This is a genomic window from Maribacter sp. MMG018, from assembly GCF_018100785.1.
Lineage (GTDB): Bacteria > Bacteroidota > Bacteroidia > Flavobacteriales > Flavobacteriaceae > Maribacter.
Genome location: NZ_JAGJEC010000001.1, coordinates 309,982 through 327,824 on the forward strand (window position 1 = coordinate 309,982; position 17,843 = coordinate 327,824).

The window sequence follows — 17,843 nt, forward strand, 5'->3', positions numbered from 1 at the left end:
TGATATAATACCGAACAATTAACTCTACAAATCATATTCCCGATCTGCATTAGTTCTTTATATTTGATTATGGAAAAACATAGATGTGGTTGGTGCAAGGGCGATGCGCTTTACGAAAAGTATCATGATGAGGAATGGGGCGTTCCGGTAAAGGACGATAAAACCTTATTCGAATTCTTGACCTTGGAAACCTTTCAAGCAGGCCTTAGTTGGATTACCATTCTACGCAAACGTGAAAATTTCAGAAAGGCATTTGATAATTTTGACTATCAAAAAATAGCTCTTTACAATCAAGAGAAAATAGATGCTTTACTGCAGGATCCGGGTATCATTAGAAATAAACTAAAAATCAACTCTACGGTTTCCAATGCCGTTTCCTTTATGAAAATCCAAGAGGAATTCGGTAGTTTTAGCAACTATATATGGAAATTTGTAGACCATAAGCCTATCAAAAATTCAATCACCGATTACAAGAAAGCACCGGGCAACACCACCCTTTCAGACAAAATCAGCAAAGACCTAAAAAAGAGAGGTTTTAAATTTGTGGGCAGTACGGTCGTATATGCACATATGCAGGCCACAGGCATGGTAAATGATCACGAGGTAAATTGTTTCAGATATGATGAAGTATAAAATTGTTTTAGTCTCCCTATTGTTTTTTGGAGGGTTCGCCAATGCTCAATACAAATATGAACGCGAACATAGAATTAAAAAAAGTCAATTTCCCCCAGCAGCATTGCAGTTTATAAATAAAGACCTAACAGATGTAAAACGTCTTAAATACTATAAAGAAACGGACAGCACCAAGATCAGCTATGAAGCCAAACTAAAGAAGGATAAGTTGTGGTATGGCATGGGGTTCGACGAAAATGGTGTTCTAAACGATATTAAAATCGTAATTAAACCGGTAGATATACCCTCTGAGACCCTAGAACGTATAAATGCCTATTTAGAAAAATCTTTTTCTAAGTACAAGATCAAAAAATTGCAGCAACAATACCCGTCTTCTGACAGCGAAACACTCGAAACAACCATAAGAAATGCTTTTCAAAACTTATTGTTGCCTTCGATCAATTACGAATATACCGTTAAGGGCAAAAAAGAAAAAGGGTATTTGGATTACGAAATATTATTTGACGCCAAAGGCAACTTTATAAACCTTAGAAAAACGCCTCCCCCAAATTACGACCATGTTCTTTACTAACAGAATGCGGTTACACAAGCCAAGAGCATTGAACATGCTCACAGCTTTCTTTAAAACCACTGTTTACAACCCTTACAAACCGCTCTGCCCTTTTAATTTAGATATAAATTCTTGTCTTGCTATTTCTTCGGCACCGAGGCTGGCCAAATGATCGGTATACATTTGACAATCTATGAACAGATAGTTTTTTTGCTGTAGCTCTTTCGCTAATTCTATAAATGCAAATTTTGATGCGTTCGACCTAAGGCTAAACATACTTTCGCCACAAAAGACATGGCCCAGATCCACACCGTACAATCCTCCGACCAATTCGTCACCTTCCCATACCTCATATGACTTTGCATACCCTTTTTTATGAAGATCAAGATATGCCCATTGCATGGCCTCTGTGATCCATGTACCCTCTTGTCCCTCGCGTTTTACCGTTGAACAATGTTCAACAACCTTCTGAAAACACTGATTTTTGGTTAGCCTAAATTTCTTGTCCCTTATAACCTTACGCATACTCTTCGATATTTTTATCTTCTCTGGATACAAGATCATGCGAGGATCGGGACTCCACCATAAAATAATGGAATCATCATCGTTATACCACGGAAAAATACCGTTTCTATAGGCAAGTAAAAGTCTTTCGGCCGACAAATCGCCCCCCACCGCCAAAAGGCCCTCTGAAGTAGCGTTTTCTACCGGAGGAAAGTAAAGTTCGTCGGTAAGAAAATAAATAGGGGTTCGCTGATTTGACTCTTTCAATACTTTTTGTTTTTAAGTTAACCAAATACACCTAAAACAAAAAACTTGTTCAACACTATGGTCGAACAAGTTTTTTACCTCTTCTAAAAGAAGATATTATGTTACTACTTGATTATAAGTATTAAAACGGAAGATCGTCATGATCTTCTTCGTTTAAATTGTCCGCTGGCTCAAAAGCCTCCATTGGAGGTACTGGCGGCATACCTTCGGGCTGGGCCGCTGGTTGCAAATTCTCTATACGCCACCCTTGGATAGAGTTAAAGTATTTAACCTCACCTTGTGGGTTTGTCCATTCCCTTCCTCTTAGGTTAATACTTATTTTTACATCTTGACCCACATTATAACTGTTCAACAAATCACATTTATCTTGAACAAATTCTACCATTATGGTCTGTGGATATTGCTCGTCTGTGGTAATAACAACTTCTCTTTTACGAAATCCGTTATTGCCAAATGTCTTTGTTTCACCTATTAATTTTATTTTCCCTTCTATTTCCATCTTGTGTTCGCTTTTACTTCAAAAATCAAAAATACACAAAATGAATGGGGTATAAAATAATGAGTAGCGATTATAGCACAACAATTATTTACATTTAGGGTTATATTTATTAGTACAAAACCACTGGATGAACTTTAGTCCTAAAAACAAAACTACCAATATATTCCTCGTAATCGGGGCGTTCATAGTCGTGAGCCTGATTCTATGGAATACGAATAGTTTTTTTAAAAAGTTTAAAGAAGAAGAACGCCTTAAAATGGAAATTTGGGCAACGGCCCAATCAGAGTTTTTACAATCTTCGGAAGAAGTAGATTTGGGAAATCTACATTTAAAAGTGTTTCAGAACAACACCTCTACCCCTATGATCCTGATAAACAAGGACAGCTCTATAAGGGTAAACAACATTCCGGCAGAAATGGCTTCCGATTCGGTTTACATTGCAAAAAAACTGCGCCAGTTTCAAGATGAGAACACCCCTATTTCCATAGATCAACAAGGCGAGCATTTGGCTACACTGTACTACGGAAACTCGGAAGTTTTGAATAAATTAAAATTCTATCCGATAGCCCTTTTATTGATTATATTTCTTTTCGGAGCCGTAATCTTCTTTTTGTTCAGGACCAATAAAGCTGCGGAGCAAAATAAGCTATGGGCCGGTATGGCCAAAGAAACCGCCCACCAAATAGGTACACCGCTATCTTCTCTTTTAGGATGGAACGAATTATTGAAGACCGAAAACATAAATCCGGATATTACCAAAGAAATTGAAAAAGATATAGATAGGTTAAAGACGATTACAGAACGATTTTCGAAAATTGGCTCATTGCCCAAATTAAACGAAGCCGATATTGTGGCCGAGACCAAAGATGCCTTCGATTATTTAAAAAGAAGAAGCTCTAAGCTTATTCACTTTTCTTTTAAGTCGAATATAGAATCCGCCCCCGTTTTATTGAACAGCTCCCTGTACAACTGGACCATTGAAAACTTGGTTAAAAACGGCATAGACGCCATGAAAGGAAAAGGAACCATTGCCATTGAAATAGTTCCCCAAGGGAAATTCGTTACCATTTTAATTGCAGATACGGGGCACGGTATCCCTAAAAGTAATTTTAATACTATTTTTGCTCCTGGAGTTACCTCCAAAAAAAGAGGATGGGGCCTAGGGCTATCTCTGGTAAAAAGAATAATAGAAGAATACCACAATGGTAAAATAAAAGTACTTTCCTCTGGTAAAGAAGGTACTATAATGCAAATTTCCCTTAAAGTACACCAATAGTTATGGCAAAGGAAAAACTGGTTACAATCAAAGAAGCGGAACTAAAGAACAATTGTCCCGAATGCTTTAATCAAGACCTAAAGCTTACCTTTTATCAAAAACACACCTATGGAGCTTTTTTCCATAAAACCACCAATGACATAACCAACCAGATCGTTTGCAGAAAATGTAATTCTATGATCTACCCGGTAAAATGGACGGATGATATAGAACGAATGTTCGATTACTACCAAAAAACCGTTGTGCCCGAGAAAAAATCTACGCGCCCTACTTTTTTGTTCTATATACTATTACTGATCGTTATAGCCCTGATCGCTACCGGTGTATATTTTTACTTGGGGGGCACTATTAAAGTTTAGCACTAATTTTCGCGGCTATCTCTTTAAACTCGGCTTCGGACAGCTGTACCTTTGACTGGAAAGTGGCGTCTTTCATATCGTTCAACGGAATCAGATGAACATGTACATGCGGCACTTCTAACCCAATTACGGCCATACCTACCCTATTACATTCTATAGTTTTTTCTATAGCCTTCCCCACTTTTCTAGAAAAGCTCATTAAACCATTATAGGTATCCTCATCTAAATCTAAGAGTTTATCGACTTCTTTTTTTGGAATACACAGCGTATGCCCTTTGGCATTTGGATTAATATCAAGAAATGCTAAATAATTATCGTCTTCCGCTACTTTATAACAAGGTATTTCCCCTTCGATTATTTTGGTAAAAATGGTTGCCATAGTCTTCTATATTTAAAAAAAGTCCCATCAAAACAAATTAATGATGGGACTAAAATTAGTTAATTAATGAATAGCTATTCTCTGGTAATTTCTAGAATTTCAAATTTTAAAGTACCATTTGGCACCTTAATTTCAGCCACATCGCCCACACTCTTACCAAGCAATCCTTTTCCTATCGGAGAGCTAACGGATATTTTACCCGATTTTAGGTCCGCTTCGCTTTCTGCCACCAAGGTATATTTCATTTCCATTCCATTGTTCTGGTTCTTTAGCCTTACCGTAGACAGAACAAGAACCTTTGAGGTATCTAATTGAGACTCATCTATTAAACGGGCATTGGCCAAAGTTTCTTCCATTTTAGAGATTTTCATTTCCAACAAACCTTGGGCTTCTTTGGCCGCATCGTATTCGGCATTTTCAGACAAATCCCCTTTATCACGTGCTTCCGCTATGGCCTGTGAAGCCTTTGGACGCTCAACATCCCTTAAATAATTTAATTCTTCTTTCAGTTTTTTTAAACCCTCTGCTGTATAATATGATACGTTACTCATAGTGTCATCGTTTTATAAATAGCAAAATCCTCTTAAATAGCCATCTTTACATGACTTTTTTTAGAGAGGATTTAACACAAATATATATAATTTTACGCACATTTGTCTATCAAAAAAAACAATCGATAATTGATTATGAGACGTATATATGCTATTTTGCTTTTATTGACTATAAGTGCCTGCAGCAACGATAGCACCAATAGAAACCCTTACCTACAAGAAATAAATTTTCGTTTTGAGGCCAACCTCAACCTACCCACTTATAGCCCTTTAAGCAATACGGGCAGCGCCATTTGGGTTCCTACAGAGGGCGTTGGTATACGTGGTGTGTTTATAATCAATGTCGGGTTTGATCAATTTAGGGCCTTTGAGGCAAGTTGCCCCAATCATGTACCAAACGATTGTTCTACGATGATCTTAGACGGCCAATTGGCAACATGCCCATGCGACGATTATGAATATAGCCTTTTTACGGGCCAACAGTTAAATAGGCCCGATGATGATGACGACACACGTTATTATGATATGTTAGAGTACAGGGCAAGCTTTAACGGCAGCAGTGTAACAATATCCAATTAAACCAAGGTTTCCTCCTATACTATTCCCTTTTCTTGGTATGGCTATCTCGGATCGAACTTCTGAAACGGTTTAAAGAAACTACAAAAAACCGTAAATAAAAAAAGCAAGAACCTATAATTTACGCAACTATAGATTCTTGCTCGGCACATAAAGTCTTTATTTAAAAGTTTACGGTTGCCCCCAAAAGAAAGTTGATACCCGCCTGCGGGTAATACCCTGCACCCTCTATAGTGGTAATTACCCCAGGATTCGAATAATCATCGTCATAGGTGTAAAAATACCCATTGGATTCAAATTTGGCATCGAACACATTGTTCAACAAGGCCGAAAACACAATGCTCTTCAAAAATCCGCTGCATGTCATTTCGTACTGTAGGTTAAGGTCGGTTTGCGAATATGCATCCAAAACGGAAGCTTCTGAATCTATATTCCCCATATATTGTTTGCCCACGTATTTAGACAATAAGGAAATCTGGAGGTTTTGCATAGGGTTATAGGTAACAATATTTCCAATGATTACTTCTGGTGAAAAGGAAATATTGGTCTCCCCTAAATCTTCTAGCACACCATCTCTTTGAAAAACAAAATCTTTGTTCTTATTGGTACTCAACGCCACATTTGGACGCCACAAAAATTTATCGCCCAACGCTACTTGTGCGTCTACCTCTAATCCTAATCTATAACTATCGCCAACATTGGCCCTTAAAGGAGACCCTACATCATTTAACTCTCCTGTTAAAACCAACTGGTCTTTATACTTCATATAATACACATTGGTGTTCACTTGAACATCTGCAGAAACATATCTCCAGCCCAACTCCCAGTCGTTAAGCTTTTCGGGCTTTGGGTTCCCGTTTTCATAATCGTTTCTATTTGGCTCCCTATTGGCAATGGCAAATGACAGATAAAGGTTATTATTGGTATTTAGGTCATAGGTTATACCCGCCTTTGGATTAAAGAAATTAAAAGAATCATCGACCAGCCCGGTATCTTCACCATTAGCTTTATAACCAATGCCCCTATACTGTAGGTCTCCATAAAGAGACCATTTATTATTTAGACTATAATTGGCCTTGGCATATACATTAAAATCGGTTTTTGTAGAGGTATCATCATAATAACGGTCTCTGTATTCGCTGTTACTGGCCAAACGTGCCCAGATTACCTCACCAAAATGATCCCCTTCATATTTATTATAACCTCCTCCAAAAATAAGATCCAGTTTATCTTTTCTATAATTGGCAGAAAATACCGTTCCATAAAAATCGTTGACCAACCATCGTCTACGTATCAAATCGGTAGTATTTACTTCTTCACCATCCACCATTAAAGGTTCAAAATTGTAAGTACTAAAATCGTCATCTTCCCTATACTGCTCAAAAAACCCGCTCCCATGGGTATAATGCAGGGCTATATTGGTACTCCAATTATCTGAAATCTCCTCGTTCCAAAGTAATTGAGCATGATTTTGTTTATAATCGTCCACTTCGTTATCATAGGTATAATAGTTGTAGCGCCTATCTGAATTACGAAGATTCTCTGCCTCCGATTCAGAAAGGTAATTATCGGCTATAAACTTCTCTATACCTGCCTCATCATTGTTAATTCTTGCCAATGGGGTTCCGTACCAGGCCTGATACGTTACCTCATGCCCACCAAAAACCAATGCTTTAATAAGTGTGTTGTCATCTTTATAAGCTCCTTGTAAAAAATAGGAATCCAAATCTGACGAGGCCCTGTCTATATAACCATCGGACGTTATTCTTGAAAGTCTTCCAGAAATTTCCACATGATCGTTCAACAGTCCCGTACTAAATTTAAAGTTGTTCTTGAACGTATTAAAACTTCCTATAGAAGAGGAAATCTGTGCATAGGGATCTTCAGAAAAACCATCTGTCAGCAAGTTAAGACTGGCACCGAAAGCCCCGGCACCATTAGTAGAAGTACCCACACCTCTTTGTAGTTGCAAGCTCTCGGTAGAGGAAGCAAAATCTGGCATATTCACCCAAAAGGTACCTTGCGATTCGGCGTCGTTGTAAGGTATACCGTTAATGGTAACGTTAATTCTGGTAGCATCGCTACCACGAACCCTTATACTGGTATAACCCACACCTGCACCCGCATCTGTTGTAGATACCACAGAGGGCATAAAACTCATCAAAACAGGAATATCCTGTCCTAAATTTCTTGTTTTGATCTCTTTCTTGGAAAGATTTGAAAAGGTTACGGGCGACTCTTTGGTTACACGTACTGCAGATACAAAGACTTCGTCCAATACTACTTTTTTTCCTTCTAAAGAATCTGTTGGTTGTTGAGCCCGTAGGCCCATTGTTACCAGAAAGGCAACAGCAATTGTGAAAATAGTTTTCATTCGTAATAAATGTTACGAATAAAAGGGGCTATTATTCTAAGTTAAAAATTGATTTTTGCCCATTTAAGGACGTAGAAATTCCAAATTATGGCTTTCGCCTTCCCTTGGCAGCATTACCCGCCCAGGTTCATTGGGTATAATCTCAGCTTTTTCTCGACAATTCAAGAATCGGCACCCCTTTGAGATGGCGCAAATGTAAGACACGAAAATTTATCCCACAATAGAAAAATGAAAAAGTAACCACCTCTGCCAAACAAAACATTTAACACGTATTAAAACTATAGACACCTTATAATACGTACATATTACCAATGGAAAAACCCAAAAACAAGTTTACCCTCAAAATCATTATCAGCTACCTACTACTTCTCGTATTGGCAGGTATCGCCATTTTTTATATCTATTCGGAAATAGGTAGATATCTCACAAAGGACCTTATTGGTGAAAACGATTCGAAATTATTAAAGACCGGTTCACTATTGACCCAATTGTACGAAGCTGAAGGACTGTCAAAACATGCCCTACAATCAAAAAAAAGAAAGGACTTTGACAGTTATGTTACAAAAATAGATTCCATTTATGAGGATATTAAACAACTTAAGGCCACTACCAAAAACGAATACCAAAAGAACCTTTTAGATAGTCTAAAAATACTGCTCAAGAAAAAGGTAAACAACAATAGCGCACTCAGAAAATTAAAGACCCAAGACCAAACCAGTGCCGCCATTGACCATGCCCTAAGTAAGTTTGACACGCTAGAAAAATCTTTAGGAGTAATTACCCCGGAAGGTATATCGCCCAATTTCGATGATCTTTCGCCCAAGGCGCAGGACGTAATAAAGAAACTGGCACAGTACCTAAACGAAAACATACCACCCGAAGAATCTGATGAAAAAAATGCGGTCAAGGCAGATAGTGTTCTAAAGGCTTCAAAAGCCCTGCTTAAAGAAGTACAAAAAGAAAATGTCTTAAAAGTGAACTCCTTGGCGGCCAGAGAAATCGCCATTAACAAAACAGACATGGAGCTATCACAGCAATTAAGAAGTATTCTGTCTTCGTTTGAGCAAGAAATTATAATGAACACCATAAACGAAAACATAAAAAGAGAGAACTCCCTAAAGAGAAGTATCCGATTGGCGATCATAGCTGCCATATTAGGTTTTTTGGTCGTGGGCATTTTTATTTTTATCCTAAACCGTGATTTTTGGAAAGCAAACCTATTTCGACAAAAGCTCGAAAAAGAAAAAAAATATTCTGAAACATTATTAAAAAGCAGAGAACAACTGATCGGTACGGTAAGCCATGACCTACGAACTCCTTTAAACGCCATAACAGGATATACCGACCTGTTAGAAAACACAAAGATCACCCCCAAGCAAGCAAAGCATCTTTCTCACATAAAATCGGCTACCGATTATATGAACAATCTAGTAAACGATCTTTTAGATTTTTCGCAATTGGAAGCAGGAAAAATGGTACCCGAAAAAACCCCTTTTTCATTATTCAATCTATTACACGAAACAGTCAAAGATTTTGAAACTACACGAAACAACAACAAGGTAACTACCAATACATATATTGACGATACTTTAAAAAAACCAATAATCAACGATCCGTTGCGCATACGGCAAATTGTATCGAACCTGTTGGGAAATGCCTATAAATTCACAAAAGAGGGGAGTGTAATTTTAAAAGCTTCATTAGTATCGAAAGGTCTGCACACGACCAAAGTTAAAATTACGGTATCGGATACCGGTATCGGTATTTCACCAGAAGAGCAGCAGTTTATATTTAACGAGTTTACCCAAGCAAAAGACCAAGACATTAAGCGATATGGCGGATATGGCCTAGGACTGACCATATCAAAAAAACTGACAGAACTTTTGGGCGGTAGCATAACCCTAAAAAGCGAAGTAGGCAAAGGAAGTTCTTTTACTTTAGAACTCCCTATATTGTTTTCTGCCGAATCAGTTTCGCCAAAAAAGAAACCTATTGTAAACCTACCAACCCAACCCTTAAAAATATTAGTTATAGATGACGACCCCACTTTTTTGCACATGCTACAAGAAATGATGAAAACAGCGGATATCGATACCTTTTTGTTTTCAGATTTTGAAAAAATAGAGAAAGATGCCCCGTTAAACTACAACATTGTCTTAACCGATATAGAAATGCCAAATGCGTCTGGTTTCGATGTTGTGAAAAGTTTATTGAACGACAACCATGACCATTATCTACAACAGCCCATTATCGCCATGACAGGCAGAAGAGACTATACAAAAGATTATTTTATTTCATTAGGATTTTCGGGGGTAATAAGAAAACCATTTTCTAAACAAGAAATCTTAAACCTCATCTTTTCATTTTTTAAGGAATACAATGTTAAAAACGAAAACATTACCGAATGTAGTCTTCTTAGAGAAAAGGAAACAAGCCTATACAACCTTTCTCAAATAAAATTATTCTTGGGTGAAGACGAAAAAGCGATCAAAGAATTGCTCGACACTTTTTATAAAGACACCATAGAAAACAAAGAGAACCTAGAAAGATCCGTACAATCAAAAAACATCAAAGACCTAAATAGCGCCGCCCATAAAATGCTCCCCATGTTTAGGCAAATGGCGATAGAAAGTTGCGTTCCCCTCTTGGCAAAATTCGAACTTGCCACATTAGAAAAAATTTCATGGCCCGAAATCGAATCCGATTTTTTAACCTTGAGCAAAGAACTAGAGAAATTGCTCTGTGCATTAGGTCAAAAAAATATTTAAACATCAAGGTTATAATAACCAATTCTGTTGTACAACGTTTTTCTGGTAATCTGTAATAGTTTGGCCGCTTTCGATTTATTGTAATTGGTACGTTTTAGGGCTTTTAGTATCTGATCTTTTTCAAACTCATCTTTTGTCATGCCAACAGACCTTGTCTTCGCCGATGGTTCTAAAATATCGGAAGGTAGGGCGCTAGGCTGTATTTCTCCTTCTTCGGACAGTAACACCGCCCTTTGAATAATATTTTGCAGCTGTCGTATATTTCCGGGCCAACCATAAGACTTGAATATATCCCATACCTCATTGGAAAAACCAGAAACCGCCTTTCCCAATTTCTGATTGGAAACCTTTAAAAAATAATCTGCGAATATGGGCAAATCTTGGGGTCTATCTACTAATGAAGGTATCTTTAATGAAAACTCGTTTAACCTATGGTACAGATCTTCCCTGAAATCTCCTCGCTCTACGGCCAACTTTAAATCCTCGTTGGTCGCAGAAATTATACGCACATCAACTTCAATTTCAGTATTGCTGCCTATACGTTTTATTTTTCGCTCTTGTAGGGCCCTTAAAAGTTGTATCTGGTTTTCATAAGAAAGGTTGCCCACCTCATCTAAAAACAAAGTACCTCCATTGGCCGCTTCAAAACTGCCTATCTTATCAGAAATGGCACCGGTAAAACTGCCCTTTAAATGTCCAAAAAACTCACTTGCGGCCAGTTCTTTTGGAATTGCCCCACAGTCGAGGGCTACAAAAGCCTTCTCTTTTCTCTTGCTTTTGTTATGGATAGATTTTGCGGTAACTTCTTTGCCCGTACCACTTTCTCCCGTGATCAAGACCGACATATCTGTTGGCGCCACCAAAGAAATATACTGTTTCAATGTATCTGAAGCCTTACTAATAAACTGTAATTCTTCTTTGTCATCAACCTCGCGGGCCTCTACAGATAAAGACGATGACCGATTATCACGTACTTTATCTTTTTTTTCTGTTATCCCTTCTTTTTTATCGAGGGCACTATTGATTATGTCTAAAATTTGATCAGGGGCAAAAGGTTTTGAAATATAATCGTACGCTCCCTTTTTCATAGCCAGTACGGCCGTAGGAACTTCGGCATAACTCGTCATTACAATTATAGGAACCTTATGATTCGATTGTGACACTAATTTGATACCGTCATAATCTGGAAGTCGTAAATCGGTAATGATAAGATCAAAGATAGATTCCTTAATTTTTCTTTCGCCGTCCGCTCCTGTAGGACTATGTGTTACCTCATACCCATTCTTATCCAAAAATTTGGACAGCATTTGGGCAAAAGAGGTATCATCTTCAACTATAAGGATTTTAGCCATAAAAGTCCTACGGATTCTTTAAGATTTTATACCTGTAAAAATAGCACAAGACAACTATTTAAGTTCTAAAATTATCATAAAGATAGTTCTTAAAACAATTCATATATAAATAGAAAGAGGTAGCAATATGCTACCTCTTCCTGACCAAACCAACTTGTGATACAAACAAGTTATCTTTTTCTACATATCCAACCAATTACCTTCTTCATCGGCATACAAGGTACCTTGTGTACCGTCTTCCAAGGATACTTCCAACTTATATTGTTTTTCTTGGTTCACGTATGCCTTGTTAATAGTGGCGGTCGGATAACTAGTTGCTACCGCATTTGTAACCGCCTCGGGAAGATCTGAAGTTGCTATTTCCGTAAATTCGTTTACGGTCGCAACAACCGTCTCATCCACTTGTACCTTATCTGCCCCGTGGGCCATTGCAGATAAACTTCCTATTGCCAATGCTCCTAATAAAAATAACTTTTTCATGTCTTCTGAATTTTGCAGTTAATAATTAATGTTTAAAATCATTTTACATAGTAGCAAAACAGTGCCAATCTATACATTAACTACAAAATATTGACTATTAGTCGTTTACATAATTTTAATCATCCACAATAGTGGGTAAATGTGTATACTTAACCGCAAACCGAGTAAGAATTACACAAAAAAAGGAGCCACCGAAGCAACTCCCTTCCCAACCAACCAAAAAAAACGTTTTGTTATACTTATTAATCAAACATGAACGTAACAACTAAATAAACCATGTTCAATTTCAATTTTCGGGGAATCAAGGTATAACTAATGTTCTCGATTATTCGGCTGTTCCTTCATAGTCAATGGTTAGTGTTTCCACGAAGGTCTTATTATTATTCTTTATACTTCTCATCTCGACATCGCTCACATCATCATTCTTAGTTTCCATCTTCGATTCATTAATTATTACTGATGCAAATACCCAAGTACCTACGGTTATAATCCCCAACAGTAATGATTTATTGAAATGTGTCATATTCGTTTTCAAAATAAGAGTAGTAATCATAAACTAAGTGTTATAAAAACCACCTGTACATTTAAAAATTTTTGCTTTACACTTATTAAGACACACCTTTTTTCGATAGGTCACTCTTCGACATAAAAAAAAACCGCAAAAGCAGCTTTTTTTTGAAAGCGATCCCGAAACTACTTCCTATTCAACCAATTACCATAAGAATCTATGTAAACAATTCTTCTGCTACCACTTTTAAGCACCATTATTAATTTAAATTCGCCTTTAGAATTTTTATAGGCAGCTCCTAATTTTGATGTTGGATATTGTTTTAACAATTCTTCTACTACCGGAGGTGTCAGTTCGCTCGAGGAGATTCTTTTGAACTCATCGGTAACAATTACCATCTCTTCCGTATCTATCTGTGAACGATCCATTGCCTCGGCACCAATTACCACGCCCAGTGTAATCACAGCAAATATCAAGTACTTTTTCATGCTTAAATTTTAATGATTGTTAAATATCCTTTCCTACATATGTACGAAGACAAATAGAACATGGATGTTTTCTTGTAAGATTTTCTTAAAATTTCCTACAAACGACAAAAGCTGCCAAAGCAGCTTTTGTTATCAAACCAACAAACTATAAAAACGTTTTATATTTCGATCCAATTTCCTTCGGCATCGGCGTATAGCTCCAAATTACTGCCTTCTGCAGTGGAAACTTCCAATTTGTATTGTCCCTCTGCGTTTACATAGGCTTTGTTAAGAGTAGCACCAGAATAATCCGTTTCCAATGCCGTAACCACGGTCGAGGGAACATCGGATACGGCAATTTCTTTAAAATCTTGAACGATCAACTCTTCCATAATACCATCATGGAATATAATAGGGGTTGCCGCGGTTCCCAATGTTAATCCTCCTATTGCTAAAGCTGTGGCAAAAACTAATTTTTTCATCTTACGTCTATTTTAATTAAACATTCTTGACTTAAGTATTGAAAAAATGATACCACAGGTGTCTTTTTACTTAAATTCTACCTAAAAAATTGATAACCACTAAATTAAATGCAATCAACAAACTAAGTGCTCTGTGTATTTATGTTCACAAACAAAAAAAGGTGTGTAATAAATACACACCTTTTCTTATTGGTCAGATATTATGTTTTACACCTGATGCGAATCTTTTAAAAGATCTGTCACCGTTTTTACAGGGTTGAACGTTACCAATGGCACTTCTACAAATATGGTATTCCAATGGGCCATTGCCCCGTTCCAAAGTCCTGGCAATTCCAAGGCTTTTAATTCTTTACCGTCTTTGGTCTTATCGGTTATAAACCCTTGTTTGGGGTCTACAAACTTCATAAGGTCATATTTATGGCCCTTGTAGTCTCTAATTCCACATACCAAATCTACCGGGTTAAAATGTGTAGCATTCTTTAAAATCTCTACCTGTGCCGCATTGTTCATATCGATCTGGGCAGATTCTACTATTTGCAACGAAACTTCCCCTTCAGAATTTTTTATCCAAAAAGGACCTCCGCCCGGTTCTCCTTCATTTTTTACCATTCCGCAAACTCGAATGGGCCGGTTAATCTTATCCTTCAAGAAAGCTACTTTTTCTTTCTTTGTCAATTCATTAAAACGGTCATTGAACTTCACGTTCAATTTAGTTTCCAAAAACGAGGCTATGGCAGTTATTTCTTCTTCGGACAAATCTTCTTTATCCAATTTTTCGGCATAAGAAAATGCTTGCTCTTGAACTTTTAGCAATATGCCAGCTAGCACCTTTTTACTATCGGCAACGGCCTGGGCATCGTTCATTACCGCAACGTTATCAATATTTTTTATAAAAATAATATCGGCGTCTTGTTCGTTCAGGTTTTCAATGAGCGCCCCATGCCCTCCAGGGCGAAACAATACCGTACCATCTTGATTGCGAAAAGGTTTATTCTCCATATCCACAGCTATGGTATCGGTAGATGGTTTTTGAAAACTATAACCAACAGTATAAGTAACTCCCGTATCGTTAGAAACCCTTTCCCCTACTTTCTCCAACTCCGATTTGAACATGTCTTCATGCTGTTCAGAAATCGTAAAATGAAGCTTTGCCTTATTGGATGAGCTCGCATACGAAGCACTCTCTTTTAAATGCTCTTCAAAGGGCGTTGCCGTATGCTCGCCATATTTATGAAACGGCAATAGGCCTTTGGGATAAAAACCATAGTTCATGGCATCGGCCCCCAACAATTCGGCAACGAACCTATAGACCTTTTCTCCCTCGTTTTTAAAGTCTTTTGGCAATCTTTTCATGACACTCTCATAAAAAGGCATATGCTCCAGACCATCGGACAGTTTCTGAATATCCTTGTTACCTGTACGCCCTAGGTACGATTCCAAAGTTTCTTTCTCAGGGTCATAAGAATCCAAAAAAGCAAACAGGGCCTTGAACATACGGGATGCCGCACCAGATGCCGGCACAAATTTAAGAACCTCTAGATTCTTTAATCTCGTTTCGTACAACTTGATCAATTCCTCTTCCTCATCTTTTGTAAAACGATAAATACCATTGCCCACTACGGCGGCATTTTGTAGGTCCACAAACGGAATACCTTCTTTAAACGTATTGATCTGATCTAAAACCTTTTCCTTGGCAATTCCTTTATTTGCCATTTGCTCTAGATCTTGACTTGTAAAATCTATCATTTTTTCAGCAATTTATCTATATGTTCTATTGCGCAATTAAGTCGCTCTTTCTTATTTCCTTTTAAGGTAATAAAATTGCGCCCATATTTTTCCAAAGTTTCTTTAAAATACCTAAACATTTCTTCTCTTTCGTTCGGCTTGTCCCTAAGATCGTCCGCCTCCCAAGGTATATCTATATACGTGAGCAAATAAAGATCATATGTGTTGGCAAGTGCATATTTTTCTAAAATAGGATCACAATCTCCTACATAGTATGCTTCAGAATATACTTTGGTCTCCAAAAGATCCGTATCGCAGATTAGAATATCGGTAGCTTTTTTTGCAAGCTCGTTCTCTAATTTCATTTGACCGGCCGCAATTGGTAATAAATCTTTCGGCTCGCAAGTCTTACGCTCGTTGTTCCACTTGTTTTGCAGATACTCACGTGCATATTCTGGTACCCAAACAGTATTATAATACCTTGCCAATTGTTCTGACAGTGTGGTCTTTCCGGTAGATTCCGGTCCAAAAAGAACAACCTTTATGACATCTGAAGGTTGTTGTTTATATTTTTCTTCCATGCATTATAGCCGTAAACGGCCAGTATTGTAAAAATGAGATATTGAAAACTTGTAAATGTAAATCCTTTGTAAAAATAGAGCGGTACAGAGATAATATCCCCGATGATCCAATATACCCAATTTTCTACTTTGCGTTTGGCCATAAGCCACATACCCACAAAAAAAACGGCGGTTGTTACAGTATCAACATATGCCGTCCAACTATTCCATTTATCAAAAACTTGATAAACCACAAAAACAAAAACTATCGTCGCAAAAAAAATGATAGCCGAAATCTTATGTTCTTTTTGGGTAACCCGGGTAATGGGCGTTACATTATCTTCATCCACTTTTCTTGTCCATACATACCACCCATAAACACTCATTAGAAAATAATAGATATTTATAAGCATATCGCCGATCAATCCCCACTTGAACAATAGATATACAAAAATTGAAGTACTGATCATTCCGGTAGGATATACCCAGATATTGTTCTGTTTGGAAAACCAAACCGACAGCAACCCAAAAAATACCGCAATGATCTCTAGCACCGTATCTATGGTATCATAGTCGCTATACTGACCAAAAAGATAGTCAAAAACTTGGCTCATAATCACTTCTGTCAGATTTCACTAACTTCATATACATTGACTTCTTCCGACCTTTTCAAAGAAGTGTAAACCTTTGTAGCTAACGGGTTTTCCAAAACTTTTATATTCGATTTTTCATTGTCTTTTTTAAAACTTACCATAAGTTCTAGAATCTGTTCTGGAAAGAAAAAAATGTATGTCCTATCAAAATTTCCATTGTCAGATGGTTATGAACCGTAAAGATATTTGTTCCAATTATCAAAAACTATTTACCAGCGATCTTAATGGCATAGACGCAGGTAAAATGTTCAAATTCCATAAAATTTACATCATAATTGGTATGATCTCCCTTATAAAGAATCTCTGCAGTGGTCTTTTCGTCGGCAAATAGGAAATCGGCAACAATAATGTGGTGCAAAAAACTAATACCCTGTTGACCATAGATCTTATAAAGAGATTCTTTTGCCCCCCAAACAATAGTAAGCTTGCGAATGACGGCCTCTACATTGGCCAAACTTTTATATTCTTCAAAAGGGGTAAACTTATGGGCAATTCGCAGAATTTTTTCTCTTTGCTTCTCGATATCAATACCCACTTCTTCTCTTTTACTGATAATGATCGCGGTAAAATTGTGTGAATGGGTAATAGATATAAAATTTCCATCCTTTAAATGAGGTTTGCCCACCTCATCATAATACAGGTCATGGTCTACGTAGCCATATAATGCCAATAAATGCCGAATGCTCAAAAATGCCCTACGGTGCATTTCTGACTTCATACCATTAAAACGTGTTTGACATTTTTCAGATAGCCGAACACCCTTTGACAAAAATTCCTCCGTCTCCTCTACCTTCCAAATTGCAATGGAGGTATCCTTATTTACTGTTATAGTTTTATAAACCGGCATGATTACTTGTGTATTTTGTACCTTTGCAGCACA

At 37.4% G+C, this 17,843-nt stretch carries 19 protein-coding genes; 6 read left to right on the forward strand and 13 right to left on the reverse strand.

From position 1 onward, the window contains the following. The first annotated feature begins 69 nt into the window (after positions 1 to 69). Entirely contained in the window at positions 70 to 633 is a 564-nt protein-coding gene (locus J8L85_RS01360) for a DNA-3-methyladenine glycosylase I (RefSeq protein WP_211013911.1), read from the forward strand. Continuing rightward, on the forward strand, positions 620 to 1,204 hold the full coding sequence (locus J8L85_RS01365; RefSeq protein ID WP_247656527.1) for a hypothetical protein: 585 nt from the start codon (positions 620 to 622) through the stop codon (positions 1,202 to 1,204). The genes J8L85_RS01360 and J8L85_RS01365 overlap by 14 nt, the downstream gene beginning before the upstream one ends. 72 nt (positions 1,205 to 1,276) lie before the next feature. On the opposite strand, the gene aat is transcribed toward J8L85_RS01365, so the two are convergent. Together aat and J8L85_RS01375 are read right to left on the reverse strand one after the other, a co-directional pair. Further along, the gene (gene aat / locus J8L85_RS01370; RefSeq protein WP_247656528.1) at positions 1,277 to 1,954 is read right to left on the reverse strand and encodes a leucyl/phenylalanyl-tRNA--protein transferase; all 678 of its coding nucleotides are present in this window, start codon (positions 1,952 to 1,954) and stop codon (positions 1,277 to 1,279) included. A gap of 121 nt (positions 1,955 to 2,075) precedes the next feature. Next, positions 2,076 to 2,453, reverse strand: coding sequence for a DUF3127 domain-containing protein (locus J8L85_RS01375; protein WP_047247169.1), 378 nt, complete (start codon positions 2,451 to 2,453; stop codon positions 2,076 to 2,078). A gap of 127 nt (positions 2,454 to 2,580) precedes the next feature. On the opposite strand from J8L85_RS01375, the gene J8L85_RS01380 reads away from it, so the two are divergent. Both J8L85_RS01380 and J8L85_RS01385 read left to right on the forward strand, forming a co-directional pair. Next, positions 2,581 to 3,729, forward strand: a complete 1,149-nt coding sequence (locus J8L85_RS01380) for a HAMP domain-containing sensor histidine kinase (protein ID WP_211013912.1) — start codon at positions 2,581 to 2,583, stop codon at positions 3,727 to 3,729. A 2-nt stretch (positions 3,730 to 3,731) separates the two neighbouring features. Then, positions 3,732 to 4,088 carry a hypothetical protein gene (locus J8L85_RS01385; protein ID WP_211013913.1) on the forward strand — a complete coding sequence of 119 codons (357 nt, stop codon included), beginning with the start codon at positions 3,732 to 3,734 and terminating at the stop codon, positions 4,086 to 4,088. On the opposite strand, the gene J8L85_RS01390 is transcribed toward J8L85_RS01385, so the two are convergent. Then, positions 4,078 to 4,467: an HIT family protein gene (locus tag J8L85_RS01390; protein WP_211013914.1), complete on the reverse strand. Its 390-nt coding sequence runs from the start codon at positions 4,465 to 4,467 to the stop codon at positions 4,078 to 4,080. The two genes, J8L85_RS01385 and J8L85_RS01390, sit on opposite strands and share 11 nt — an antisense overlap. Positions 4,468 to 4,541: 74 nt before the next feature. Next, positions 4,542 to 5,018 (reverse strand): transcription elongation factor GreA, encoded by a 477-nt coding sequence (gene greA / locus J8L85_RS01395; protein WP_047247165.1) that lies wholly within the window; start codon positions 5,016 to 5,018, stop codon positions 4,542 to 4,544. Between the two features lie 135 nt (positions 5,019 to 5,153). Between greA and J8L85_RS01400 the strand changes: the two genes are divergently transcribed. Next, positions 5,154 to 5,597, forward strand: coding sequence for a hypothetical protein (locus J8L85_RS01400; RefSeq protein ID WP_211013915.1), 444 nt, complete (start codon positions 5,154 to 5,156; stop codon positions 5,595 to 5,597). Between the two features lie 160 nt (positions 5,598 to 5,757). Here J8L85_RS01400 and J8L85_RS01405 read toward each other — a convergent pair whose 3' ends face one another. Then, positions 5,758 to 7,968 carry a TonB-dependent receptor gene (locus J8L85_RS01405; RefSeq protein ID WP_211013916.1) on the reverse strand — a complete coding sequence of 737 codons (2,211 nt, stop codon included), beginning with the start codon at positions 7,966 to 7,968 and terminating at the stop codon, positions 5,758 to 5,760. A 311-nt stretch (positions 7,969 to 8,279) separates the two neighbouring features. Between J8L85_RS01405 and J8L85_RS01410 the strand changes: the two genes are divergently transcribed. Next, positions 8,280 to 10,736 carry an ATP-binding protein gene (locus J8L85_RS01410; protein ID WP_211013917.1) on the forward strand — a complete coding sequence of 819 codons (2,457 nt, stop codon included), beginning with the start codon at positions 8,280 to 8,282 and terminating at the stop codon, positions 10,734 to 10,736. On the opposite strand, the gene J8L85_RS01415 is transcribed toward J8L85_RS01410, so the two are convergent. The 8 genes from J8L85_RS01415 to J8L85_RS01450 all read right to left on the reverse strand — a co-directional run bounded on the left by J8L85_RS01415 (position 10,733) and on the right by J8L85_RS01450 (position 17,810). Continuing rightward, positions 10,733 to 12,088 carry a sigma-54 dependent transcriptional regulator gene (locus tag J8L85_RS01415; protein WP_211013918.1) on the reverse strand — a complete coding sequence of 452 codons (1,356 nt, stop codon included), beginning with the start codon at positions 12,086 to 12,088 and terminating at the stop codon, positions 10,733 to 10,735. The genes J8L85_RS01410 and J8L85_RS01415 overlap by 4 nt on opposite strands. 180 nt (positions 12,089 to 12,268) lie before the next feature. Beyond that, positions 12,269 to 12,568: a hypothetical protein gene (locus tag J8L85_RS01420; protein ID WP_211013919.1), complete on the reverse strand. Its 300-nt coding sequence runs from the start codon at positions 12,566 to 12,568 to the stop codon at positions 12,269 to 12,271. A gap of 693 nt (positions 12,569 to 13,261) precedes the next feature. Beyond that, complete coding sequence (locus tag J8L85_RS01425) at positions 13,262 to 13,564, reverse strand: hypothetical protein (protein WP_211013920.1); 303 nt, start codon at positions 13,562 to 13,564, stop codon at positions 13,262 to 13,264. Positions 13,565 to 13,722: 158 nt separating this feature from the next. Further along, positions 13,723 to 14,025: a hypothetical protein gene (locus J8L85_RS01430; RefSeq protein ID WP_211013921.1), complete on the reverse strand. Its 303-nt coding sequence runs from the start codon at positions 14,023 to 14,025 to the stop codon at positions 13,723 to 13,725. Positions 14,026 to 14,232: 207 nt separating this feature from the next. Continuing rightward, a complete protein-coding gene (locus J8L85_RS01435) occupies positions 14,233 to 15,771 on the reverse strand; it encodes a DUF4301 family protein (protein WP_211013922.1) in 1,539 nt (512 codons plus the stop codon). Further along, complete coding sequence (locus J8L85_RS01440) at positions 15,768 to 16,331, reverse strand: ATP-binding protein (RefSeq protein ID WP_211013923.1); 564 nt, start codon at positions 16,329 to 16,331, stop codon at positions 15,768 to 15,770. The genes J8L85_RS01435 and J8L85_RS01440 overlap by 4 nt, the downstream gene beginning before the upstream one ends. Beyond that, positions 16,292 to 16,924 carry a nicotinamide riboside transporter PnuC gene (gene pnuC, locus J8L85_RS01445; protein ID WP_211013924.1) on the reverse strand — a complete coding sequence of 211 codons (633 nt, stop codon included), beginning with the start codon at positions 16,922 to 16,924 and terminating at the stop codon, positions 16,292 to 16,294. Before pnuC ends, J8L85_RS01440 begins: the two co-directional genes overlap by 40 nt. A gap of 244 nt (positions 16,925 to 17,168) precedes the next feature. After that, positions 17,169 to 17,810, reverse strand: a complete 642-nt coding sequence (locus J8L85_RS01450) for a 4'-phosphopantetheinyl transferase superfamily protein (protein WP_211013925.1) — start codon at positions 17,808 to 17,810, stop codon at positions 17,169 to 17,171. Positions 17,811 to 17,843 lie beyond the last annotated feature (33 nt).